20 protein-coding genes are annotated in these 22,873 nt (G+C 66.8%); 9 read left to right on the top strand and 11 right to left on the bottom strand.

The window, feature by feature from the left end:
• Window positions 1-38: 38 nt before the first annotated feature.
• Window positions 39-974, bottom strand: a complete 936-nt coding sequence (locus ACUTAG_RS19650) for a glycosyltransferase family 2 protein (protein WP_006388945.1) — start codon at window positions 972-974, stop codon at window positions 39-41.
• Between the two features lie 228 nt (window positions 975-1,202).
• Between ACUTAG_RS19650 and ACUTAG_RS19645 the strand changes: the two genes are divergently transcribed.
• Together ACUTAG_RS19645 and ACUTAG_RS19640 are read left to right on the top strand one after the other, a co-directional pair.
• On the top strand, window positions 1,203-2,162 hold the full coding sequence (locus ACUTAG_RS19645) for a LysR family transcriptional regulator (protein WP_020925016.1): 960 nt from the start codon (window positions 1,203-1,205) through the stop codon (window positions 2,160-2,162).
• Between the two features lie 652 nt (window positions 2,163-2,814).
• On the top strand, window positions 2,815-2,943 hold the full coding sequence (locus ACUTAG_RS19640; protein WP_006226408.1) for a hypothetical protein: 129 nt from the start codon (window positions 2,815-2,817) through the stop codon (window positions 2,941-2,943).
• A 126-nt stretch (window positions 2,944-3,069) separates the two neighbouring features.
• Here the strand turns inward: ACUTAG_RS19640 and ACUTAG_RS19635 are convergent, their stop codons facing one another.
• The 3 genes from ACUTAG_RS19635 to ACUTAG_RS19625 are packed head-to-tail and all read right to left on the bottom strand — an operon-like array spanning window position 3,070 to window position 5,446.
• Window positions 3,070-3,993: a sugar kinase gene (locus tag ACUTAG_RS19635; RefSeq protein ID WP_054484531.1), complete on the bottom strand. Its 924-nt coding sequence runs from the start codon at window positions 3,991-3,993 to the stop codon at window positions 3,070-3,072.
• Window positions 3,986-4,630: a bifunctional 4-hydroxy-2-oxoglutarate aldolase/2-dehydro-3-deoxy-phosphogluconate aldolase gene (locus ACUTAG_RS19630; protein ID WP_020925018.1), complete on the bottom strand. Its 645-nt coding sequence runs from the start codon at window positions 4,628-4,630 to the stop codon at window positions 3,986-3,988. Before ACUTAG_RS19630 ends, ACUTAG_RS19635 begins: the two co-directional genes overlap by 8 nt.
• Before the next feature lie 24 nt (window positions 4,631-4,654).
• A complete protein-coding gene (locus ACUTAG_RS19625; RefSeq protein WP_053498301.1) occupies window positions 4,655-5,446 on the bottom strand; it encodes an IclR family transcriptional regulator in 792 nt (263 codons plus the stop codon).
• A 238-nt stretch (window positions 5,447-5,684) separates the two neighbouring features.
• On the opposite strand from ACUTAG_RS19625, the gene uvrA reads away from it, so the two are divergent.
• The 3 genes from uvrA to ACUTAG_RS19610 all read left to right on the top strand — a co-directional run bounded on the left by uvrA (window position 5,685) and on the right by ACUTAG_RS19610 (window position 13,298).
• Window positions 5,685-11,444, top strand: coding sequence for an excinuclease ABC subunit UvrA (gene uvrA, locus ACUTAG_RS19620; RefSeq protein ID WP_020925020.1), 5,760 nt, complete (start codon window positions 5,685-5,687; stop codon window positions 11,442-11,444).
• Window positions 11,445-11,452: 8 nt separating this feature from the next.
• Complete coding sequence (locus ACUTAG_RS19615) at window positions 11,453-12,589, top strand: aminodeoxychorismate synthase component I (RefSeq protein WP_148319107.1); 1,137 nt, start codon at window positions 11,453-11,455, stop codon at window positions 12,587-12,589.
• 76 nt (window positions 12,590-12,665) lie between these two features.
• Window positions 12,666-13,298, top strand: a complete 633-nt coding sequence (locus ACUTAG_RS19610; RefSeq protein WP_006388938.1) for an aminotransferase class IV family protein — start codon at window positions 12,666-12,668, stop codon at window positions 13,296-13,298.
• A 34-nt stretch (window positions 13,299-13,332) separates the two neighbouring features.
• Here ACUTAG_RS19610 and ACUTAG_RS19605 read toward each other — a convergent pair whose 3' ends face one another.
• A complete protein-coding gene (locus tag ACUTAG_RS19605; RefSeq protein ID WP_006388935.1) occupies window positions 13,333-14,235 on the bottom strand; it encodes a LysR family transcriptional regulator in 903 nt (300 codons plus the stop codon).
• Here ACUTAG_RS19605 and ACUTAG_RS19600 point away from each other — a divergent pair.
• The 4 genes from ACUTAG_RS19600 to ACUTAG_RS19585 are packed head-to-tail and all read left to right on the top strand — an operon-like array spanning window position 14,234 to window position 16,566.
• Window positions 14,234-14,401: a hypothetical protein gene (locus ACUTAG_RS19600; RefSeq protein ID WP_187378326.1), complete on the top strand. Its 168-nt coding sequence runs from the start codon at window positions 14,234-14,236 to the stop codon at window positions 14,399-14,401. The two genes, ACUTAG_RS19605 and ACUTAG_RS19600, sit on opposite strands and share 2 nt — an antisense overlap.
• Before the next feature lie 27 nt (window positions 14,402-14,428).
• On the top strand, window positions 14,429-15,763 hold the full coding sequence (locus tag ACUTAG_RS19595) for an aromatic ring-hydroxylating dioxygenase subunit alpha (RefSeq protein WP_262352298.1): 1,335 nt from the start codon (window positions 14,429-14,431) through the stop codon (window positions 15,761-15,763).
• A gap of 2 nt (window positions 15,764-15,765) precedes the next feature.
• The gene (locus ACUTAG_RS19590; RefSeq protein ID WP_446650284.1) at window positions 15,766-16,239 is read left to right on the top strand and encodes an aromatic-ring-hydroxylating dioxygenase subunit beta; all 474 of its coding nucleotides are present in this window, start codon (window positions 15,766-15,768) and stop codon (window positions 16,237-16,239) included.
• A gap of 15 nt (window positions 16,240-16,254) precedes the next feature.
• On the top strand, window positions 16,255-16,566 hold the full coding sequence (locus ACUTAG_RS19585) for a non-heme iron oxygenase ferredoxin subunit (protein ID WP_024067829.1): 312 nt from the start codon (window positions 16,255-16,257) through the stop codon (window positions 16,564-16,566).
• 42 nt (window positions 16,567-16,608) lie between these two features.
• Here ACUTAG_RS19585 and ACUTAG_RS19580 read toward each other — a convergent pair whose 3' ends face one another.
• The 6 genes from ACUTAG_RS19580 to ACUTAG_RS19555 form a co-directional block, all read right to left on the bottom strand.
• Window positions 16,609-17,445 (bottom strand): tRNA threonylcarbamoyladenosine dehydratase, encoded by an 837-nt coding sequence (locus ACUTAG_RS19580; protein ID WP_446650283.1) that lies wholly within the window; start codon window positions 17,443-17,445, stop codon window positions 16,609-16,611.
• Window positions 17,446-17,492: 47 nt separating this feature from the next.
• Complete coding sequence (locus tag ACUTAG_RS19575; RefSeq protein ID WP_446650282.1) at window positions 17,493-18,767, bottom strand: efflux RND transporter periplasmic adaptor subunit; 1,275 nt, start codon at window positions 18,765-18,767, stop codon at window positions 17,493-17,495.
• Window positions 18,760-20,223 (bottom strand): TolC family protein, encoded by a 1,464-nt coding sequence (locus ACUTAG_RS19570; RefSeq protein ID WP_233256837.1) that lies wholly within the window; start codon window positions 20,221-20,223, stop codon window positions 18,760-18,762. Before ACUTAG_RS19570 ends, ACUTAG_RS19575 begins: the two co-directional genes overlap by 8 nt.
• 10 nt (window positions 20,224-20,233) lie before the next feature.
• The gene (locus ACUTAG_RS19565) at window positions 20,234-21,424 is read right to left on the bottom strand and encodes an ABC transporter permease (RefSeq protein WP_110135010.1); all 1,191 of its coding nucleotides are present in this window, start codon (window positions 21,422-21,424) and stop codon (window positions 20,234-20,236) included.
• A gap of 18 nt (window positions 21,425-21,442) precedes the next feature.
• Window positions 21,443-22,177, bottom strand: coding sequence for an ABC transporter ATP-binding protein (locus tag ACUTAG_RS19560; protein ID WP_227740227.1), 735 nt, complete (start codon window positions 22,175-22,177; stop codon window positions 21,443-21,445).
• Between the two features lie 70 nt (window positions 22,178-22,247).
• Window positions 22,248-22,658, bottom strand: a complete 411-nt coding sequence (locus tag ACUTAG_RS19555; RefSeq protein ID WP_127913771.1) for a hypothetical protein — start codon at window positions 22,656-22,658, stop codon at window positions 22,248-22,250.
• Window positions 22,659-22,873 lie beyond the last annotated feature (215 nt).

Raw genomic sequence — 22,873 nt, 5'->3', positions numbered from 1 at the left:
GGGCGCGGGCCCGCCCCGCGCCGGCATTTCCCGGGTGCTCAGGCAACGCCGCGCCGCCGGTCGCGGCGGTACAGTGCATAGCCCAGCGGCCACATCACGCCCACCATCAACCGCGCCCACGGGTTTGTCAGGCGGTAGGCCTGCAACGCCGTCGGCACGCCCGAGTGCTTCAGGTGCAGCCGGAAGCGCGTGTAGCGCGCGGCGGCCATGATGAATTCGCGTGGCCGGAAGCGGAAGAATTCCAGGTGGTGCTGCAGCATGTCCCAGGCCAGCAGGTACAGGCCCTGGGCGTTGTTGTGCACCGAGACCGCCCCCTGGCTGAGCCCGCCCGGGGTGTCGTGGTAAGTGCGCACGACCTGGTTGATGAAGCGGCTGAGATAGCCGGCCCGCGCGATCGCCCACCACACCAGGCTCTCGGGCACGAACCCGGCCACGTCTTCGGGGAACGGAAACTTGCGCAGGATGTCGGTGCGCATACAGCCGAACTTCTCGCCCTTGATGCGATAGCGGAAATACACGTCGACCGCGGTGCTGTCGAACACGTCCTGCGGATAGCGGTCGCCGACGATGCTGCCGTCCGGCCGCGCGCACAGGCCGGTGATGGCCACGTACGAATCGCGCCGCGCCGGCGGAATGGCGTCCCAGGCGGCCTTGAACGTGGCCAGCGCCTCGGGAGGCATTTCGTCGTCGCTGTCCAGCGCCACGACCAGTTCCCCGCGCGCCTCGCGCACGCCGCGATTGAAGGCGGTTTTCTTGTGCTGGTTGTTCTGCCAGACGTAACGGATGGGGAAGGCGGCGCGCTGCTGCCAGTCGAGCACGGCTTCGTGGGTGTTGTCGGTGGAACCGTCGTCCACGATCACCCACTCGAAATCCCGGTAGGTCTGGCGGGAAAGCGATTCATACACCCGATGCAGCGTGCCCGCCCGGTTGTAAGTGGGGGTGAGGACGGTGAAGAACGTCGGCGTAGCGGTCATGCGAACTGTGCCCCTTTGCGATTTCCGGCAAACCGCTGCGGTCTTGGTCTGTGTGTTGTTTTCGCCTGAAGTTTAGGGGATATGCCTGTGCCAACTGATGCCATGGCATGCAAATTTGCAATCAAATCTGACAATGTGCGGATTTCCAGACGCTTCCTAGCTTCCGCTCCGGCCGTTGGGCACCTGGCCGGAGTGGCGTAAACTCGGGCGGCCCACACCGGAACGCCTATGGAAGCTTCGACCGTTCAGCTCAATGACATCGCCTTGTTCGTAGAGGTTGCCAAGCGCAAGAGCTTCAGCCTGGCCGCCCGGGCCCTGAACATGCCCACATCGACGTTGTCACGCCGTATCAACGAGCTGGAACGGGCGATCGGGCTGCGCCTGATCAACCGCAATACCCGCCGGCTGGACCTGACCGAGGCGGGCGCGGCCTACATGAGCCGCTGCCAGGGCCTGATCGACGAGGCGCGCCTGGCGCACGAGCAATTGCAGGCGTTGTCGGGCGGCCCGTCCGGCAATCTGCGGGTGTCGATGCCCTATAGCCTGGCGATCTGGCTGCTGCCGGAGACGATCAAGGATTTCACCGACCGCTATCCGGAGGTGGAGTGCGAGTTCGACCTGAGCATGATGACGGCATCGGACGCGCAGGGTACGCCGTTCGACATCGTGCTGCGCTTCGGGCGCGACGGCGACTATCCTTCGGCCGCCGCGGACAACGGCAATGGCGTCGCGCCGGTGCCGCGCAGCGATGGCGCGGTGGTGCAGGAGCTGGTGTCGCTGGACAATTACCTGTATGCATCGGACCGCTATCTGGAGCGCTTTGGCGAGCCCAAAACGCCGAGCGACCTGATGCAGCACCAGTGCCTGCGCACCACCATCGACGACGCCCATTCCTATTGGACGCTGCACAACGGCAAGGTGACCGAGCAGGTGCCGGTGAGCGGCCATCTGGCCGCGAACAACATGAGCATCGCGGGGACTTTCGCGGGGCTGGATCTGGCGATCACGCGCATGCCGCACTGCCAGGCGCTGGATCCGATCATCAAGCGCAATTCGCTGCGGCGGGTGTTGCCCGGGTGGTCGGTGGATCCCATTTCGATCTACGTGGTGTATCCGTCGAGTATTCAGCCGGCCAAGACGCGGGCGTTCATGGATTTCATTCGGCCTAAGTTGGGGCCGGCTGAATAGTCTTTGTTTTTGGGCGATGCGGGGTTCTTGAGCCGCGCGTGGCGGGATCGGCGGGGGATGGCGGGGCTACGATTGCGGTCCGGAGCCTTCGCTCCGGACTACCCCCTGCCTCAACCTCGTACGCCTTCGGCTCCCTTCGGTTTCCGTCGGGCGCATCTACACGCCCCGCCATCCCCCGCCGATCCCGCCACGCGCTCACGATGAAACTTGGCGTCGGGCGTTGGGGCGGTCGGCTTGCTTGGCGTGCAGGTGACTATCAGGAGTGGAGCGGAGGATCTTGCGGGGCCCGCCTCAAACCGGCCGCGCGGGCGGCCTTTTGAGGCTTACGCGGTGTCTTGCGTCGGGATGATGGCGCTCTCGCGTGTGCGAAGGGGCCAATCAGCTGGCCTGTTGATGCATGTCCTGCACACGGAGCGGACCGAAAGAGGGCTTACCAAGCCAAATACGTCCCTATTTTTTGGCGTTCCCGGCTCTCCAGGCAAGCCCCCAAATTGGCACCCTCGCCACTTTCAGGCTAGAATGCCGAGTTACCCAATTTCCCCGCCAGCCCAGTTTCCGGTTGTGCGGCCGGGTCGAAGACACCCGCAAGCCAAGCTTGAAGGCGGCTTCGCCCCGCTAATTCGATTTCCGCAAATTCAACAGGAGAATCAACATGGCTGAACGCAAACGCGTGCGTCGCAACACCCTGGAACGCCGTTGCCTGGGCAAGGCCTTCAAGCGCTTGTTCGTCAAGTCGCCCAAGGGTGTGTTCAAGATGCTGGAAAAGATCAAGCGCGTCTAAATGACACGCGGGCCGCGCCAGGTTCCTGGTGTGCCGCCTGATCGAAAAAAAATCCCCGCTGGTGCGAACCGGCGGGGATTTTTGTTTGGGCCGGCGGTTGGGGCCGGCTGTCGGGACGCCCCTGCCTCAGGTCCGCAGCCTGGCCAGCACCTGCTCCGCCCGCGGCAGGGGGTCGACGGCGCCATAGCCCAGCGTCGACAGCGCCGCCGCCACGTTGGCGTAGCGCACCGCGTCGGCCCAGCCGTCGCCCTGGCAGCGGCGCGCCAGCAGGCTGCCGGCGAAGCAGTCGCCGGCGCCGGTGGCGTCCACCGCATCCACGCGCAATGCCGCGACCGGCGTGCGGGTCTTGCCGTCGTCGATGATGGAGCCGTCCTTGCCCAGTTTCAGCACCACCACGCCGGTCGCGCCGGCGTCGCGGATCCAGTCGAGGGTGCGCTCGGGGTCGTCGTTGCCGGTCAGGTGCTGCATGTCGTCCATGCTTGGCAGGAACAGGTCTGCGTGGCGCAGCGCCTCGCGCAGTACGGCGCGGGCCCGGTCCAGCGGCCACAGGCGCAGCCGCAGGTTCGAATCCAGGCTGACCTGCACGCCGGCGGCGCGGGCGCGGGCGATGGCGGCGAAGACCGTGTCGCAGGCGCTGGTGCTGATCGCCAGGCTGATGCCGGAGACGTGCAGGAAGCGGGCGCGTTCGATCAGGCCGCCGTCGAGGCTGGCGGGAGTCATGAGGCTGGCGGCCGAGCCACGTCGCAGGTAGCTGAAGGCGTGGCCGTCGGGGCCGTGCTGCACGAAGTACAGGCCGGTGTGCGCAGTGGCGTCGACCTCGACGCCCGAGGTGTCCACGCCCTCGTCGCGCCACAGCGCCAGGAACTGCGCGCCGAAGGCGTCGTCGCCCACGCGGGTCAGGTAGGCGCAGCGCGCGCCCTGGCGGGCCGCGGCGATGACGGCGTTGGAGGTGTCGCCGCCGAAGCCTTGCAGGTATTGGCGCTGGTCCTGGCTGGTCTGGTTCAGTTCGACCAGCGGCTCGCCCAGCGCGACGATGTCGAAATCAGCCATGGGCGGCCTCGCGGGTGCGGGTGATCTGGGCCACCAGCGCGGCGGTGTCGCGCGCGGCGAAGGCGGCCTTGTCGTAAAGGTTGCTGCCGATGCCGACCAGGCCGGCGCCAGCGGCGAAATAGGAAGCCATGTTCTCGGCGGTGACGCCGCCGGTGGGGCAGAACACCGTGTCCGGGTAGACCGACTTCAACGCCGCCAGGTGCTTGGGGCCGCCCGTGTCGGCGGGGAACACCTTGACCACGTCGACGCCGGCGCGGCGCGCGGCCAGCACTTCGGTGGGCGTGAAGGCGCCCAACAGGCACAGGGCGTCGGCGGCGTGCGCCAGATCGACGATCTCGCTGGCCAGGGCCGGCGACACCAGGAAATCGGCGCCGGCCACCAGCGCCTCGCGCGCCTGGGTTTCATCCAGCACCGTGCCCACCCCCAGCAGCAGCGCGGAGCCATGCTTGTCGCGCAGCGCGCGCACCAGATCGGTCACGCCGGGAATGGTCCAGGTCAGTTCGAGGGTGGTGCAGCCGGCGGCCACGGCCACCTCGGCGGCATAGGCCGCGGTGGCGGCGTCCTGGTAGCGCAGCACAGGCACCACCCGCGCGGCGAGCAAGGCGTCGAGTTTCGAGGCAAGGGGAGCAGCGGTCATGGCATTCCTTTCGGGGCGGATCGTTCAGGCGCCGCCGGACGGCAGCACGGCAAGTTTGGCCGTGGCCGCATCACGCAGCCGCAGCAGGGGTTCGATATAGGCGGACTGCGGATCGTCGCGGCGCCGGAACAGCAAGGTGCTGATGCTGACGCAGGCCACCGGGTGGCCCGCGGCATCGCGCAGCGCCACGCCATAGCAGACGATGCCGGGCTCGTTTTCCTCGTTGTCCATGGCGTAGCCGCGCGCCGCCGTTTCGGCCAGCGCCGCGCGCAATGCGGGCAGGCTCGCCAGCGTGCCGGGCATGCGCGATTCCAAGGGCAGATCGCGCAGCAGGGGTTCGCGCGCGGCGTCGCCCAGCGCCGCCAGATAGGCCTTGCCCACCGCGCTCGAATGCAGCGCCACCGCCGCGCCCACGCGCGAGGCCATGCGCACCGGGCCGGGGCTTTCGAGCTTGTCGATATAGACCATTTCCGTGCCGGCCGGCACCGCCAGGTGCACGGTTTCGCCGGTGGCGTCGCGCAGCGCCCGCAGGTCGGCCGCCAGCGTGGCGCGCAGGTCGAACTGCGACCAGGCGCGGCTGGCCAGCGACAGCAGGCGGGGTCCGAGGCGGTAAACGCCGTCGGTCTCGGCCACCATGCCCTGCTCGGCCAGCGCCGCCACGATGCGGTAGACCGTGGGCCGCGGATAACCGCAGCCGCGCGCCAGCGCCGCCGCCGTGGGCGGACTGGGCGCATCCGCCACCGCCTGCAGCACCGTCATGAATTTGGCGAACGCCGCGGCGCCCGCCACCTTGGATTCCGACACCATCACCCCCATCTCGGGAAGATGCCCAGCGTTAACAATGCCCGTGCAGAATGCGGGCCGCTCGAAGCAAATCGCGCTAATTTCAGACGAATCTGCGATACTGTTTATTTGTACAGCAGCGGAGCGCATGATTGACCACATTGTGGACACATGCCTCACGATATAGGCAATTATTCCACATCGCCGCGCCCGGAACCAGCCACAGGCCGCCGTCCGGGGCCGCCTCCTCCCTCAGGCTACGATACCGTCCATGAGCTCCCAAATCCGCATCGTTGGCGCCCGCCAGAACAATCTCAAGAACCTGGACCTGACCATCGCCACCGGCGAACTGGTGGTCGTGACCGGCGTGTCGGGGTCCGGCAAAAGTTCGCTGGCCTTCGACACCCTCTACGCCGAGGGCCAGCGCCGCTACGTGGAAACCTTCTCGCCCTATGCGCGCCAGTTCCTGGACCGCATGGACAAGCCGCAGGTGGACCGCATCGAAGGCATCCTGCCTGCCATCGCCATCGACCAGACCAATCCGGTGCGCAGTTCGCGCAGCACGGTCGGCACGATGACCGAGCTCAATGACCACATCAAGCTGCTGTTCGCGCGCGGCGCGCGCCTGCACTGCCGCGGCTGTGGCAAGGTGGTGCAGCGTGACACGCCGGAATCGATCCACCGCTCGCTGGCCGAACGCTCGGCCGCGGCCGGCGATCCGCGGCTGGTGGTGACCTTCCCCATCGCCGTGCCGGCCAACTTCACCGAAGACGAAGTGCGCGGCTTCCTCGAACAGCAGGGCTATACCCGCGTGCACGCCGAGGAAACCGCCGTGCCGAACGCCACCGCGCCGGCCAAGGGCGCCAAGAAGGAAAAGGGCAAGGCCAAGGCCGCCACCGAGGAACGCCGCATCCTGCACGTCATCCAGGATCGCTTCCGCTTCGCCGGCACCGAACGCGAACGCGTGATGGAAGCGCTGGATACGGCATTGCGCATGGGCGCCGGCCACCTGGCCGTGTACGTCATGGACGCCGAGGGCGCCGACGCGCACATCTGGAAGTACAGCGACCGCCTGCACTGCGCCGACTGCAACATCGAATACACCGACCCGCTGCCCAGCAGCTTCTCGTTCAACTCGCCGCTGGGCGCCTGCGAGGCCTGCCGCGGCTTCGGCCGCGTGATCGGCATCGACTTCGGCCTGGTCATCCCCGACGAAAACAAGACCCTGCTGGAAGGCGCCATCAAGCCCTGGACCACGCCCTCGTACAAGGAATGCCAGGACGATCTGCAGAAGTACGCGCCGCGCGCCGGCATCCCGCTGGGCGTGCCGTGGAAGAGCATGAGCGAGGAGCACAAGCGCTGGGTGCTGTACGGCACGCCCGACTGGAAGGGCGGCAACGACGCCTGGAAGCACCAGTGGTACGGCGTGCAGCGTTTCTTCGACTGGCTCGAGACCAAGTCGTACAAGATGCACGTGCGCGTGCTGCTGTCCAAGTACCGCAGCTACACCCCCTGCCCCACCTGCAACGGCGCGCGCCTCAAGCCCGATGCGCTGCTGTGGCGCCTGGGCACCAAGGCCGAGGCCGACAGCGTGCTGCCGCCGGAAGACGGCCGCTACAAGCGCTTCATGCCGGTCGGCGCCAACTGGAGCCGCGAGCAGCTCGACAAGCTGGACGGCCTGTCGATCCATGACGTGATGCTGCTGCCCATCGAACGGGTGCGCGCGTTCTTCGACAAGCTGTCGTTCGAAGGCGCGCTCGACGCCGCCACCGACCTGCTCATGACCGAGGTGCGCGCGCGCCTGAAATTCCTGTGCGACGTCGGCCTGGGCTACCTGACGCTGGACCGCCAGAGCCGCACGCTGTCCGGCGGCGAGGTGCAGCGCATCAACCTGACCACCGCGCTCGGCACCTCGCTGGTGAACACGCTGTTCGTGCTGGACGAGCCGTCCATCGGCCTGCACCCGCGCGACATGCACCGCGTGGTCGAGGTCATGCACCGGCTGCGCAACGCCGGCAATACGCTGGTGGTGGTGGAGCACGACCCGCAGGTCATGGTGGCCGCCGACCGCATCATCGACATCGGCCCCGGCCCCGGCGAACGCGGCGGCCAGATCGTGTTCGACGGCACGCCGGCGCAGTTGCGCGCCGCCCGCACGCTGACCGGGGACTATCTCGGCGGACGCCAGCGCGTCGAAGCGCCGCGCCCCATGCCGGTGGCGGCCAACACGCCGCGCCTGCTGCTCGAAGGCGTCAGCGCGCACAACCTCAAGAATGTCTCGGTCGAACTGCCGCTGGGCCGCCTGGTGTGCGTCACCGGCGTGTCCGGCTCGGGCAAGTCGACGCTGGTGCAGGACGTGCTGTTCCCCGCCCTGCTCAAGCAGAAGGGCAAGCCGTCGGAAGCGCCGGGCGCCTTCGAGCGCCTGCTGGGCGCCGAGCAGATCGCCGACGTCGTCATGGTCGACCAGACCCCGATCGGCAAGACCGCGCGTTCCAACCCGGCCAGCTACGTGGGCGCGTTCGACGCGATCCGCAAGCTGTTCGCGCAGGCGCCGCTGGCGCGGGAACGCGCCTACACCGCCGGCACCTTCAGCTTCAACGGCGGCGACGGCCGCTGCCCAACCTGCGGCGGCACCGGCTTCGAACACGTCGAGATGCAGTTCCTGTCCGACGTCTACCTGCGCTGCCCCGATTGCGACGGCAAGCGCTTCCGCCCTGAAGTGCTGGAAGTGCGCGTCGAGCACCTGGGCAAGAGCGCCTCGATCGACGAGGTGCTGGAAATGACCGTGAGCGAGGCGCTGGAGTTCTTCAAGGGTCTGCGCGACGTGCAGACGGGCCTGGCGCCGCTGGCCGACGTCGGCCTGGAATACGTGCGGCTGGGCCAGCCGGTGCCGACCCTGTCGGGCGGCGAGGCGCAGCGCCTGAAGCTGGCCGGTCACCTGGCCGAAGCGGCGCGCAGCGGCATCTCCACCGCCAAAGTCGCCAAGAAGGGCAGCCTGTTCCTGTTCGACGAACCCACCACCGGCCTGCACTTCGATGACGTCGCGCGCCTGATGCGCGCCTTCCGCAAGCTGCTGGCCGCGGGCCACACGCTGCTGGTCATCGAGCACAACCTGGACGTGATCCGCGCGGCCGACTGGCTGATCGACCTGGGCCCCGAAGGCGGCGACGCCGGCGGCCTGGTGATCGGCGTCGGCACGCCGCAGGACCTGATGGCCAACCCCGCCTCGCACACCGGCGCGGCGCTGCGCGACTACGAAGTCAGCATCCTGCCCGCCGACGTGGTGGTCAGCAGCGACATCGACGCGCAGGAAGCCGAGCAGGCCGGCCTGACGGCCCGCATCGCCGAGCCGACCGCCGCCTATGGCGCCGGCGAAGGCACGCCGCTGCAATCCGTCATGCGCAAGCGCCGCCAGGACAACATGGCGATCGAGATCCGCAACGCGCGCGAACACAACCTGAAGAACGTCAGCGTCGAGATCCCGCGCGACAAGTTCACGGTGATCACCGGCGTGTCCGGCTCGGGCAAGTCGACCCTGGCCTTCGACATCCTGTTCAACGAAGGCCAGCGCCGCTATCTCGAATCGCTCAACGCCTACGCCCGCGCCATCGTGCAGCCTGCCGGCAAGCCGGATGTGGACGCCATCTTCGGCATCCCGCCCACCGTGGCCATCGAGCAGCGCACCAGCCGCGGCGGCCGCAAGTCGACCGTGGCCACGATGACCGAGATCCACCACTTCCTGCGGCTGCTGTACGTGAAGCTGGGCACGCAGTACTGCCCGGACTGCAACGTCGCGGTCGAACCGCAGAACACCGACCAGATCGTGGCGCGCCTGCTGCGCGAGCGCAAGGGCGAGCACATCGGCCTGCTGGCGCCGCTGGTCACCGCGCGCAAGGGCTACTACACCGACCTGGCCAAGTGGGCCGGCTCCAAGGGCCACACGCACCTGCGGGTCGACGGCGAATTCATCCCGGTGGCGCCGTGGCCGCGCCTGGACCGCTACAAGGAACACACCATCGAACTGCCCGTGGCCGACGTGGTGGTCGACCCGGCCAACGAGGCCGACCTGCGCGCCGCGGTCAAGAGCGCGCTGGAAAACGGCCAGGGCGTGATGTCGGTGGTGTGGCCGGTGGACAAGCTGCACGAGGCGCTGAACAGCGAACTGCAGCAGCAGCACTTCTCGGTCAAGCGCGCCTGCCCCTCGTGCGGCACCAGCTTTCCCGAGCCCGATCCGCGCCTGTTCTCGTACAACTCCAAGCATGGCTGGTGCACCGGCTGCTTCGGCACCGGCCTGCAACTGCAGGGCTTCGACGAAGAACAGACCGGCGAGGAAACCGCCTGGAACGCCTGGTACGAAGGCGAGGCCAAGGTCTGCACGCAGTGCGACGGCCAACGCCTGAACCGAGTCGCGCGCGCCGTGCGCTGGCGCGACAAGTCGATCGCCGAGCTGGCCTCGCTTCCGGTGTCGGACGCGCACACCTTCTTCACCGGGTTGGTGGCGCGCGGCCGCGAAGGCGAGATCGCCCGCGACATCCTCACCGAGATCCGCGGGCGCCTGAACTTCATGCAGGAAGTCGGCCTGAACTACCTGGCGCTGGACCGCGCCGCCCCCACCCTGTCGGGCGGCGAGGCGCAGCGCATCCGCCTGGCGGCGCAGTTGGGTTCGAACCTGCAGGGCGTCTGCTACGTGCTGGACGAGCCCACCATCGGCCTGCACCCGCGCGACAACCGCATCCTGCTGGACGCGCTGGCGCGCCTGGAAGGCAACGGCAACACGCTGGTGGTGGTCGAGCATGACGACGACACCATCCGCCGCGCCTCGCACATCATCGACATCGGCCCCGGCGCCGGCATCCGCGGCGGCCGCGTGGTGGCGCAGGGCAGCGCGCAGGACCTGATCGACGCGCCCGAATCCGTCACCGGCCGCTACCTGGCCAAGCCGCTGCAGCACCCGCTGCAAGGCCGCCGTCCGGTCGAGGCCGACACCCCCATGATCGAGATCAAGGGCGCGCGCCTGCACAACCTGCGCAGCGTCGACGCCAAGATCCCGGTCGGCCGCCTGAGCGTGGTCACCGGCGTGTCCGGTTCCGGCAAATCGACGCTGGCGCGCGAAGTGCTGCTGGACAACCTGATGCAGGCCGTCTCGCAGGGCAAGGCGCCCGGCTGGGCCGGCTGCGAAAGCATCAAGGGCTGGGAAGCGATCGACCGCGTGCTGGAAGTGGACCAGACCCCGATCGGCAAGACGCCGCGCTCGTGCCCGGCCACCTACGTCGGTTTCTGGGACGACGTGCGCAAGCAGTTCGCCGACACCCGCGAAGCGCGCATGCGCGGCTGGACCTCGGCGCGCTTCTCCTTCAACACCGGCGACGGCCGCTGCCCGATCTGCGAAGGCCAGGGCATGCGCACCATCGAAATGAACTTCCTGCCCGACGTCAAGGTGCCGTGCGACGCCTGCAACGGCGCGCGCTTCAACAGCGACACGCTGAGCGTGCAGATGCGCGGCAAGAACGCCGGCGAGCTGCTGGCCATGGAAGTCGATGACGCCATCGAATACTTCGCCGCCCATCCCAAGATCCATCGCCCGCTGCAACTGATGCAGGACGTCGGCCTGGGCTACCTGACGCTGGGCCAGCCGTCGCCGACGCTATCCGGCGGCGAGGCGCAGCGCATCAAGCTGGTGACCGAGCTGTCCAAGGCCCGCCTGACCGACGGCCTGATCAAGACCGGCCGCGCCTCGCGCATCCCGCACACGCTGTACGTGCTGGACGAGCCGACCGTGGGCCTGTCGATGGCCGACGTGGAAAAGCTGATCCACGTGCTGCACCGCCTGGTGGAAGCCGGCAATACGGTGGTGGTGATCGAGCATAATCTCGACGTCATCGCCGAGGCCGACTGGCTGCTGGACCTGGGCCCCGAGGGCGGCACCGGCGGCGGCAAGCTGGTGGCGCAGGGGTCGCCGGAACACGTCATGACCTTGCGCGATCACTCCCACACGGGCCGGGTGCTGACGGAGTTCCTGGCACAACAGTAAAGAGCGTCATGCATTGTCGTTTTGAAGACCGGCTGGCCGGCCGCGCCCTGCGACTGGACGGCTTCCTGGCCCGCATCGAGGCGCGCACGGCGGCCGAGGTCGGCCCCGCGCTGGCCGCCATCGACGCGGCGCGCCAGCGCGGACACTGGGTCGCCCTGCTGCTGGACTACGAACTGGGCGAATGGCTGCTGCCGGAAGCCACCCTGCCCGCGCCCGCCGGGCCCTGGACGCCGCCGCGCGACGACGGCCGGGCGCGCCTGACGGCCCTGGTATTCGAACGCAAGATCGACGAAGCCCCGTGGGACGCGCCAGCGGCCGACAGCGCGCCGGGCGCCCTCAGCATCCCCGCGCCGCGCATGACCGAGGCCGGCTACGTGCGCCAGATCGACGCCATCCGCGAACTGATCGGCGCCGGCGAGCTGTACCAGGTCAACTACACCCAGCCGCTCGACGTGCAGTACCAGGGCAACGCCGCCACGCTGTACCGCCGCATCGCCGCCCGCAATCCGGTGGCGCACGGCGCCTATATCGAGGACGGCGCGCGCACGGTGCTGTCGTTCTCGCCCGAACTGTTCGTGACCCGCCGCGGCGCGCAACTGACCACCCGGCCGATGAAGGGCACGGCGCCGCGCCACCCCGACCCGGCCGAGGACCAGCGCCTGGGCCAGGCGCTGCTGGCCAGCGACAAGAACCGCGCCGAGAACCTGATGATCGTCGACCTGCTGCGCAACGACCTGGGCCGGCTGGCCGAGCCCGGTTCGGTCAAGGTCGAGGCGCTGTTCTCGCTGGAGCGCTATCCCACCGTCTGGACCATGACCTCGACCGTGTCGGCGCAGGCGCCGCGCGCCACGCTCGAAGACGTGCTGCGCGCGCTGTTCCCGTGCGGCTCCATCACCGGCGCGCCCAAGGTCGCCGCCATGCGCCGCATCCGGCAAATGGAGGCCGCGCCGCGCGGTCTGTATTGCGGCAGCATCGGCTGGCTGGCGCCGGACGGCGACTTCTCGCTCAACGTGGCGATCCGCACGCTGGTGCTGGATGCGGCCGGCCATGGCGTCTACAGCGTCGGCGGCGGCATCGTGCACGACTCCGATCCGGCCGAGGAATGGCAGGAATGCCACTGGAAGGCCCGCATCCTGCGCGCCTGAGTGCGCAATCCGTGGCCGCGGGGTAGGATAGACCCCGGCCCCGCCCTCCTTCGCCCGCCGTTTACCAGGAGCCCGCATGCAACCCGAACTGATCGAGACCATCCTGGTCGACGCCGAGCGCCGCGTGCCGCTGCTGGCGCGCCACCTGCATCGCCTGGAGCATTCCTGCAAGGCGCTGGGCTACACCTGGGGCGGCAACGCGGTGCAAAGCGACATCATGATCGCCGCGCTCAGCCTGAACACCCCGGGCGCGCACCGCCTGCGCCTGTTGGTGGCGCGCGACGGCAGCCGCCACATCCAGACCGCCGTGCTGCCGCCGTTGCCGGCGGCGCAGGAAATCATGCTGGCGCCCGAGGCGCTGCGCTCGTCCGAGCCGCTGCTGCGCTACAAGACCACCTACCGGCCCTGGTACACCAAGACCATCGAATGGCTGCCGGCCCATCCGCACATCTTCGACCTGGTCTACCTGAACGAACGCGGCGAGCTGTGCGAAGGCAGCCGCAGCAACGTCTACCTGCGCCTGGATGGCGACTGGTACACGCCGCCGGTCGACAGCGGCTGCCTGCCCGGCGTGCAGCGCGCCGAACTGCTCGATACCGGCAACGTCAGCGAACGCGTGCTGACCCTGGCCGACCTGCACGCCGCCGACGAGATCCGGCTGTCCAACGCCCTGCGCGGCTGGTTCAAGGTCACGCTGCGCGAAACCTGAATCCCGCCGCGCCGGGCGGTGAGTACGCGGTCCCCTAATCCGCGAACTGCTCCACCACCACCTGCCGCAGCCACTGGTTGGCGGGCTCCCGGTGGTTGCGGGCGTGCCAGAACACGTTGATGACGGACTCGGGGATCTTCACCGGACAGGGCGCGGTGGCCAGGCCGAAGGGCTTGCAGGCGCAATCGGCGAAGCGCCTCGGCACCACCGCGATCATGTCGGTGGCCTGCAGCACCGGCCCCACCGCCATGAAGTGCGGCACCGTCAGGCGCAGACGCCGGCGGATGCCGGCCTGCTCGATCACCTGGTCCACCACCCCGTGGCCGGTGCCCTCCGACACGATGGCGACATGCTCGGCGGCGCGGAACTGCCGCGCCGACACGCCGGTGCGCGCCAGCGGATGATCCTCGCGAAAGATGCACACGTAGGGCTGGCGGAACAGCCGGCGCTGGAAGAAACCGTGCTTCAGGCCCGGCAGGAAACCCATCGCCAGGTCGATGCGGCCGCGCTCCATCTCATCCTTCACGTCGATCGAGGTGGTGCGCACCGTGCGGATGGTGACGCCGGGCGCGGCATCATCCAGCGCCCGCATCAGGCGCGGCAGGAAGTAGGTCTCGCCGACGTCGTTGACGCCGATGACGAAGGCGCGCTCGCTGCGCGCAGGATCGAAGCTGGCGCGCGCATTGAGCGTGCCGTGCAGCGCCGCCAGCGCGTCGGCGATCGGCTGCGCCAGCGCCTCGGCATAGGGCGTGGGCACCATGCCGCGCGAGGTGCGCAGGAACAGCTCGTCGCCCAGCAGTTTGCGCAACCGCCCCAGCGCGTTGCTGACCCCCGGCTGCGAAATGCCCAGGTTCTGCGCCACCGCCGACACCCGGCCGTGCTTGCACAGCTCGTTGAACACGACCAGCAGGTTCAAGTCCATGTCTTGGAGGTTCATGCTTGTCTCCACCAATATTTATTTTGGTGATTGTTGTCATCATCCAGATTCTATTTATTTATTTCACACCCTGGCCGATGATGCAACAAACGCCCGCGCCGATGTCGCGCAGGCCCCGATGGATGAAGGAGACAACCATGCGCCATCCTCCCGTCACGCCCTGTAGGCGCGGCCGCCTCGCCGGAGGCCGCCGATGAACGCTCCCCTGGATAGCGCGCCGGACTCGATCGCCGGCGCCGCCGCCAACTCTGCCTGCCCCGCCAGCGCCGCCCGCGAACAGCCGCTGTCGTTCGTGCCGCCCTGGCAGGGCGACGGCAGCCACCGCATTCCCTTCGGCGTCTACACAGACGCCGCCCTGCACCAGCGCGAGCTTGAGCGTTTCTTCTATCGCGGCCACTGGAGCTACGTCGGCCTGGAAGCGGAAATCCCCAATCCCGGCGACTTCAAGCGCACCGCCGTGGGCGAGCGTTCCGTCATCCTGCTGCGCGACAACGACGGACAGGTGCGCGTGGTGGAGAACGTCTGCGCCCATCGCGGCGTGCAGTTCTGCCGCGAACGCTCCGGCAACCGCAGCGAGTTCGTCTGCCCCTACCACCAGTGGAACTACGACCTGCAGGGCAATCTGATCGGCGTGCCATTCCGCCGCGGCGTCAAGCAGGACGGCCGCGTCAACGGCGGCATGCCGCCCGACTTCAAGCCGGAAGAGCACGGCCTGACCAAGCTGGCCGTGGCCTGCCGCAACGGCGTGGTGTTCGCCTCGTTCGACCACGACGTCGAGCCGCTGGAAGACTACCTGGGCCCGGACATCCTTCACTACTTCGACCGCGTCTTCGACGGCCGCCAACTGGTCATCCACGGCTACAGCCGCCAGCGCATCCCGGGCAACTGGAAGCTGATGCAGGAGAACATCAAGGACCCGTACCACCCCGGCCTGCTTCACACCTGGTTCGTCACCTTCGGCCTGTGGCGCGCCGACAACCGCTCGGAACTGAAGATGGACCGCCATTTCCGCCACGCGGCCATGATCTCGACCCGCGGCCAGGGCGGCAAGGGCAGCGTCACCAGCGGCGTGTCCAGCTTCAAGGAACAGATGACGCTGAACGATGACCGCTTCCTGGACATCGTGCCGGAACCCTGGTGGAACGGCCCCACCGCCGTGCTGATGACGCTGTTCCCCAGCGTCATCATCCAGCAGCAGGTCAACTCGCTGTCCACGCGCCACATCCAGCCGGTCGGCCACGACGCCTTCGACTTCGTCTGGACCCACTTCGGCTTCGCCGACGACACCCCCGAGATGACACAGCGCCGCCTGCGCCAGGCAAACCTGTTCGGCCCGGCCGGCTTCGTCTCGGCGGACGATGGCGAGGTCATCGAATTCTCGCAATCGGGCTTCGCGCAGAAGCCCTGGCACCGCAGCGTGGCCGAACTGGGCGGCAAGACCGCCGAGAACACCGACCACATGGTGACCGAAACCCTGATCCGCGGGATGTACGCCTACTGGCGCCGCGTGATGGAAGCGGAGGCGTGAACATGCTGGACTTCCCCCTCTACTACCAGCTGACCCGGCTGTACGCCGACTACGCCGCCGCGCTCGACGCCGAACAGTGGGAGCAATGGCCCGACTTCTTCCTGGAGGACTGCGTCTACAAGGTGCTGCCGCGCGAGAACCACGAGCGCGGCTACCCGCTGGCGACCATGTCGTTCGAGAGCCGCGGCATGCTCAAGGACCGCATCTACGGCGCCACCGACACCATCTTCCACGACCCCTACTACCAGCGCCACGTGGTCGGCGCGCCGCGCGTGCTGTCGGTGCAGGGCGACCGCATCGAATCGGAAGCCAACTACGCGGTGTTCCGCACCAAGCCGAACCAGCTGACCACGGTCTACAACGTCGGCCGCTACCTGGACGTGATCCGGCAGACGCCCGGCGGGCTGAAGTTCGAGTCGCGGCTGTGCATCTTCGACAGCGAGCTGATCCCGAATTCGCTGATCTACCCCATCTGACCAGGACACCAAGACATGAGTACGAACTGGATCAAGGCCATCGCGCTGGCCGACGTGCCGGACGAAGACGTGATCGCCGTGCAGGCGGGCGACCGCGAGATCGCGCTGTACGGCGTGGAAGGCAACGTCTACGCCACCGACAACCTCTGTACGCACGGCAATGCGCGCCTGTGCGACGGCTTCCTGACGGGCCACGAGATCGAGTGCCCGCTGCACCAGGGCCGCTTCGACGTGCGCGACGGCCGCGCGCTCTGTTCGCCGCTGCGCGACAACCTGGCGACCTATCCGGTCAGGATCGAGGACGGCGTGGTGTTCGTGGCGCTGTGACCCGGGCGCGGCGGCGTTCCGTGACGGGCCGTCGCCGCCCAGCTAGCCTTGCAACGCCAGCCGCAAGGCCTCGTTGGCGGCCGCCATGCCCATGGCCGCGGTCACGGTGACCACCGAGCCATAGCCGGCGCAGGACAACCCCTGCGGCGCCACGGCCTGCGCCGAAACGCCCATATCGTCCTCGGCTTCGGCCTGCCGCGTCCATTCATCGGGCAGGATGGCAGGCTGGTCGAACCACAGCGCGTGGATGCCCATTTTTGGAATGCGCTTAAGCGCCTTGCCATTCTTGTCCGATGCGCGCGGCAACCCGTGTTCGCGCCGCAGCTTGTTGCGCAGCTTGGACAGCAAGGCGTCATTGACCGCGGCCGACAGGTCGCCGGCGCGCAACGCCAGCGGATCGGTCTTGCCGCCGGCGCCGCCGCACAGCAGCATCGGAATCCCCAGCGCCCGCGCATGCAGGATCATGGCGATCTTGGCCGCGGCCTGGTCGGTGCAGTCGATGATGGCGCTGTAGGGGCCGGGCAGCACTTGCGCGACGTTTTCCGGAGAAACGAAATCGTCCACACGGGTCAGGCGACATTCGGGATTGATGGCCAGGATACGTTCGGCCATGGCATCCACCTTGGACTGCCCCAGGGTTTCCGTGAGCGCATGGATCTGCCGGTTGACGTTGGATTCGGCGATGTGGTCCAGGTCGATCAGCGTCAGGGCGCCGACGCCGCAGCGGGCCAGCGCTTCCACCGTCCACGAGCCTACGCCACCCAGGCCGGCGACGGCGATGTGGGCGTTCTGGAGGCGGGCGGGAGCGTCGGGGCCGTAGAGGCGGGACAGGCTGCCGAAGCGGCGGGCGATGTCGGCTTTTTCTTCTGGAGCGGTCATGGGGGTATTTTATATGGGCGCGCGTCGGGCGATCCCCCCGTGTCTTTTCAGGGCGAAGGTTGCCATTCATCCCGGACATGACCCGGTGCAAGGCCCGTCACGACCACCCCGTCCGGCGTGGCCGGCCCGGCCGAGACCACGACCGACCGCTCGGGGGAGCTTGCCGATTCGCGAAACCGGACAAGGCTCTTTCCCGCGTCAGTACGAATCGCCGTGGCCGGCACCACCATCGCCTGCTCATCATGAAATATCACGATCGAGGCGCTCGCCGTCATTCCCAGCCGCACCACCGCCTGTTGCGCCGCCGTCAGCGGCGGCAATGCAATCACTACCGGATACATCGTGCCCGCCTGCGAGTCTCCTTCGAGTCCCTGCACCCCGATCGATTTCAATTCGCCGGAAAGCGCCAGGTCCCTGAATCCTTCGCCACGTATTTCCACCGGCTGGCCTGGACGCAGCTGATTCAGATCCGTCTCGTCGACCTTGGCCACGACATGGACCCGCGCGACGTTGGCGATGGCCAAGAGCCCCTGGCCCTGCCCTACCTTCGTACCCGCCTGCAATGGCGCTCCCGCGGCATCCTGCCTGCCATCGACGTTGCCCGGAACTCGGACCACAACGCCGGAAAACGGCGCCACCACCCCGCCCGAGGCCTCATCGGCCAGCGCATTGAGCCTGGCCGTGGCATTGGCCAGTTCCATTTCCGCGAGTTGCCGCGCTTGCCCCTTGCCGCGTTCCCGGGCGTTGGCGAGTTCCGCCTCTGCCGAGGCCACCGACAGGGATTGCATCTTTTCCTGCTGGATCAAAGCATCCAGCTCCATGCGGGGCACGATTCCGCGCTCATAGAGCTGCCTGGTCTCAACCAGCTTCTGATGCGTGTCGCTCACGCTGAGACGCGCGCTCGACAGGGTTTGACGAGCGCGGGCGACGTCAGGGCCCGACTCCCAGTGATCGATGTCGCTCAGGACCTTGCGCGCCTTGATCTGTTCGCTCAGCGCCTGGCGTCGCTGTATGTCGAGTTGGGTCACATCCATCTCGAGCAGGCGCTGGCCCGCCTCCACCCGCTGCCCTTCCGACACCTCAAGCGACTTGATATTGCCATCGAAAGGCGCCGTGATTGTGACGATCTGCGCCGAAACGATCTTTCCCGCCACGCCCAGACGAATCTCGACCGGCCGAGGAGAAACCAATGTCCAGAGCGAGGGTTTATCTTGCGCCCTGCCGCCAGACGGCCGATGCCATGCAAAGGCGATCGCCGCGACGGCAAGCAGGGCCACGCCCGCCGCCATCAGGCCGGATTTATAGGCAGAGAGCTTAGTCATTCAGCGAGATACCCCAACTTTGCAATGTCATGCCAAGCTTCAGGTCCAGCTGCGCCTGTGCATCCAGATAGCCGATCAAGGCATTGAGTCGGGCGTTCTCCGCCCCGCGTAGATCGGTTTCAAAGGCCAGCACCTGAAAATTGCTCGATCGTCCTGCCTGCAGTTTCTGGTGTTCGATCTCGAGCTTCTTGCGTGAAAGATCGCGGACGCGCCCCGCGATTTCGTACTGGCGCCATCGCGAGGCCAGTTCCCGCACCGCGTTGTTCACGTCCAGCGCCAACTGCTGTTCGGCGTCTTCGAGCAGCAGCGCCTGGTTGTCCGCGTCGGCTTTTGCATGGACTTCAGCCTGTCGTGCGCTCAGGTCCCCGATCGGTATCTGGACCTGGACACCCACATACCCGTCCCAATGGCGATCGGACACCGCGTCCGCACGGCTCGACCGCCTCGTTCGCCCCTGGCTGGCGCCGCCCATCAGGGAAACATCCCACAGGCGGTTGTCGCGCGCGACCACAAGATTGATATCGGCCTGTTCCCGGGCGATCACCTGCTGCAAATAGCGCGGTTGGTGCGTCAACGCGATGCGCTGCGCATCCTGCACGCCGAGCGTCGAGGGCTTTTTCCCGGGCGTGTCGCTGGCCCGGATCCGGCTGCGCAGATCCAGGGCCAGCAGTTGCAGCAACACCAATCGGCTGGCGTTGAGATCGTTATCGGCATTCTCGACATTGAATTCCTGGGCGGCCACATCGGCCTCCGTCTGCACCAGGTCGACCCGCGCCATGCGTCCGGCGGCGATCAGCGCCTGGTTGATCTCCAGAAGCGCTTGGGAACGCTGCAACGCCGCCTTGGCGAGGGTGACTTGCTCTTGCGCCCGCATCAATTGCCAGTAGGCCTGGACGATCTGCGTGACGGTCTGGGAAACCGAATCCTGCAAGGCCAGCCGATTGCTTTGCTCGATCAAGCGCGCCATGCGCAAGGGCGCGGTTGCCACCTCGCGGCCCGCGCCGCGCAGCAAGGGTTGGATGATCGCGAGCGTGACGCCGTCGTCCCGGAACCCGCCCGCCCGGTTGGCCTTGCTCAATTGGCTGGTCCAACCCAGGCTGAAACGCGTGCCGAATTCCCCCACCATCGTTGCCGCGGGCGAAAGCACCCCCTGCCGCGAACGATCGTCCTGATTGCGGTTGCCGGTGATCTGCCCGGTAACGAGAAGCTTGGGCGAAAAGAAATCCTCGGCCACGCGCAGGTCGAACTTCTGCGCCACGCGGGTCAGGTAGGCGCTCCGTATGCCGCGATTGGCGCGCAACCCGAGAAAGACGGCATCGGTCAAGGTCAGATCGACGACGCCTTCGCCCAACACGGCCGGCGCCTGATACGGCATGGTCGGGCGAGACGGCAACGGCTCATCACCCGCGCGTGCCACGGGTGACAGCGCCGCCAACCCAAGCGCCACGATGAGCATCCGCGCCGCACTACGCATCGCGCAAGGCCTGGACAGGCTCCAGCCGCGAAGCCGCGACGGCCGGATACCAACCGAAGAACAAGCCCGTCAGCAGCGCCGTGCCCATCCCCAAGGGCAAGGACGCGGGCGCCAGCACGAAATCCCAACCGGAGAAACGCGCAAAAGCGTAGGCCGCGCCAACGCCGCACACTGCGCCCAGCGCCGCGCCCACCATGGCCAACAGACCCGCCTCGGCGAGGAACAACAGGCGGATGTCGCGCCGGGTCGCCCCGAGCGCCAGGCGAACGCCGATCTCGCGCCGCCTTTCGGAGACACTCATCAGCATCACGTTCATCACGCCCACGCCGCCCACCAGCAATGAGATCGCGCCCAGCCCCGCGAGCAGATATGAAAAGGTTCGGGATTGGCGCTCGAGACCGTCGATCAACTGCCGGGGAATATCCACCTGGACCTCCCTGCCGGGCACCTGCGTGCCGACATACTCGCGCAGCGCGCTGGCCGTTTCCACAAGGTCGGCCATAGGCGTCGCCTTGGCCAGGATGGCGCCGAGTTCAGGCTTGGGAAACAATCGGTGCAGCCCTTCAATGGGAACGATCACCGATCGGTCCGCATCGACCGGAATCAGCGGATTCCCCTTCATGCTGCGCGCGACGCCGATGACCTGATAGAAGTAGCCGCCAATTTGCAGCGAGGCACCCAGGGCGAGCGGATGCGCCGGACTGCCCAGTTCACGCGCGATTTCCGCACCCACGACGGCAAACGTGGCATGACGATCGAACGGCGACAGGAAACGGCCGCGATCCATGCGCAGATTCATCGCGGCGGCAAGATCCGGCGTCGTGCCTACGATCCTGGGAACCATCGTACGCCCCGGGAAACGCAGCGGCACGTTGTAGACCGACAGGGGCGCCGCATGGCGGATGCCCGGCACGGCTTGCGCCAACGCGCCGGCATCCAGCGTGCGGGGCAGCGCGCGCGGCTTGGCGCCCGTCACCGGGAAAGTCACCACCAGGACGTCCGTACCCATGTCCTTGAACATGCGCATCACCTGTTCGGCGGCGCTATGCCCGATGTTCAGGAGCGCGATGATGGCGGTGCTGCCGACCACGATGCCGAGCAAAGCCAACAAGGCCCTGCGACCCATCTGGCGCAGGCTGTCAGCCGCTTGCAGCGCAGTTTGCGTCAGCGATGGACCGCCCATGCACTGGAACACCGGAAATCAACGCCTTTCATCGCAGTGGCAGGGTTCATGCAATACACCGTCGCGCACATGAAGCTGGCGCGAGAAGCGGCCAGCCAGGTTGGCATCATGCGTCACCATCACGATCGTGACCGCCCGCTCGCGATTCAGCCCCATGAGCAAGGCCATGATGCTCTCGGCTGAAGCTTGATCCAGATTACCGGTCGGTTCGTCCGCAAGAATGACGGAGGGATTGCCGACCAAGGCGCGGGCAATGGCGACCCGCTGGCGCTGCCCGCCGGAGAGATCGGCAGGGAGATGCCCGCCGCGATCGGCCAATCCAACTTGACGAAGCCAATCCATGGCCGTGGCCCGCGCCGGCGCTCGCGGGATACCACGATAGAACAGTGGCAAGGCAACGTTATCGAGGGCGTTCATACGGGGCAACAGGTTGAAGGACTGAAAAACAAACCCGATCTCTCGATTGCGAACCCAGGCGCGGGCGTTCTCGTCCATAGCCAGCATGTCGCTTCCGCGAAACAGGAACTGGCCGGCCGACGGCCGGTCGAGCAAGCCCAGGATATTGAGCAAGGTGCTCTTGCCGGAACCGGACGCCCCAAGCAGCGCGCAGGTTTCGCCAGGATGGATCCCGAGCGTCACGTCCCGTAGCACGGATACGGATTGGCTGCTCATGCGATAGGCATGGCTGACATGTGTGACGTGAATGAGCGGATGGTGCAGCATCTTGCAAGCCGCATCAGTCAAAAGGTCCAAATCGATTCAAATGTATTCGATAGCAGGTTATAGCCAAACCGGCAATGACCCACTATCGATCGGAACTTGCTTAGTCGTTGTAATACACCACCATCGAGGAAATTATGTACCTGGGGTACGGCCCGGCACCCGTACCGGTATATTTGACATAGAACGTATTATCGGCAGGACTGCCAACAAAATATTGGTAAATCCTCCCATCGTAGGATATCGGAAGGCAATTAACTGTATTACCGTAGCAAACCTGCATCGATACATCCGCCTGGGCGCTATCTCGAAGCTGCACTTGCACACCCTTTATTTTTTTACCCGAGGGTGAGACGAGAAAATTAGCCGGCCGATACATAACAATTGTTGTCGCCCCCTTCCTTGACACGGAGTCGCTACCATTATCAGCGGACCAAACATAATCCCCGGCGAATGCGCTGCCGGAGAACAGCAGCGAAGCAGCCATCAACGCATTCAGCAATCCATTCTTCATAAAATCTCTTCCAAAAAAAAGTGAACTTCGTATCGATCATCGGCTGATGCTGAACTTCCCCGGCTTTTGCTGGCGAGGCCCGATCAACATACAGGACGACAGGTTGATAACCTGCAACTCAATTTGAGCACCACAATGGGATTGCATATTGTTATTTTTGGAACACGCGCGACCGAATTGGTCAGACCATGAAAAATCCCATCATTGCTTAGCGG

The organism is Achromobacter sp. CSND-B12, from assembly GCF_052906545.1.
This window is presented reverse-complemented; position numbering and strand designations above follow the sequence as displayed.

Coding starts and splice junctions, on each gene's coding strand:
- ACUTAG_RS19595 (WP_262352298.1), top strand. CDS start 14,429: ATGAACGCTCCCCTGGATAGCGCGCCGGACTCGATCGCCGGCGCCGCC.
- uvrA (WP_020925020.1), top strand. CDS start 5,685: ATGAGCTCCCAAATCCGCATCGTTGGCGCCCGCCAGAACAATCTCAAG.
- ACUTAG_RS19570 (WP_233256837.1), bottom strand. CDS start 20,223: ATGCTCATCGTGGCGCTTGGGTTGGCGGCGCTGTCACCCGTGGCACGC.
- ACUTAG_RS19610 (WP_006388938.1), top strand. CDS start 12,666: ATGCAACCCGAACTGATCGAGACCATCCTGGTCGACGCCGAGCGCCGC.
- ACUTAG_RS19590 (WP_446650284.1), top strand. CDS start 15,766: ATGCTGGACTTCCCCCTCTACTACCAGCTGACCCGGCTGTACGCCGAC.
- ACUTAG_RS19625 (WP_053498301.1), bottom strand. CDS start 5,446: ATGGGGGTGATGGTGTCGGAATCCAAGGTGGCGGGCGCCGCGGCGTTC.
- ACUTAG_RS19640 (WP_006226408.1), top strand. CDS start 2,815: ATGGCTGAACGCAAACGCGTGCGTCGCAACACCCTGGAACGCCGTTGC.
- ACUTAG_RS19600 (WP_187378326.1), top strand. CDS start 14,234: ATGCTTGTCTCCACCAATATTTATTTTGGTGATTGTTGTCATCATCCA.
- ACUTAG_RS19635 (WP_054484531.1), bottom strand. CDS start 3,993: ATGGCTGATTTCGACATCGTCGCGCTGGGCGAGCCGCTGGTCGAACTG.
- ACUTAG_RS19585 (WP_024067829.1), top strand. CDS start 16,255: ATGAGTACGAACTGGATCAAGGCCATCGCGCTGGCCGACGTGCCGGAC.
- ACUTAG_RS19645 (WP_020925016.1), top strand. CDS start 1,203: ATGGAAGCTTCGACCGTTCAGCTCAATGACATCGCCTTGTTCGTAGAG.
- ACUTAG_RS19650 (WP_006388945.1), bottom strand. CDS start 974: ATGACCGCTACGCCGACGTTCTTCACCGTCCTCACCCCCACTTACAAC.
- ACUTAG_RS19565 (WP_110135010.1), bottom strand. CDS start 21,424: ATGGGCGGTCCATCGCTGACGCAAACTGCGCTGCAAGCGGCTGACAGC.
- ACUTAG_RS19580 (WP_446650283.1), bottom strand. CDS start 17,445: ATGACCGCTCCAGAAGAAAAAGCCGACATCGCCCGCCGCTTCGGCAGC.
- ACUTAG_RS19555 (WP_127913771.1), bottom strand. CDS start 22,658: ATGAAGAATGGATTGCTGAATGCGTTGATGGCTGCTTCGCTGCTGTTC.
- ACUTAG_RS19630 (WP_020925018.1), bottom strand. CDS start 4,630: ATGACCGCTGCTCCCCTTGCCTCGAAACTCGACGCCTTGCTCGCCGCG.
- ACUTAG_RS19605 (WP_006388935.1), bottom strand. CDS start 14,235: ATGAACCTCCAAGACATGGACTTGAACCTGCTGGTCGTGTTCAACGAG.
- ACUTAG_RS19615 (WP_148319107.1), top strand. CDS start 11,453: ATGCATTGTCGTTTTGAAGACCGGCTGGCCGGCCGCGCCCTGCGACTG.
- ACUTAG_RS19575 (WP_446650282.1), bottom strand. CDS start 18,767: ATGACTAAGCTCTCTGCCTATAAATCCGGCCTGATGGCGGCGGGCGTG.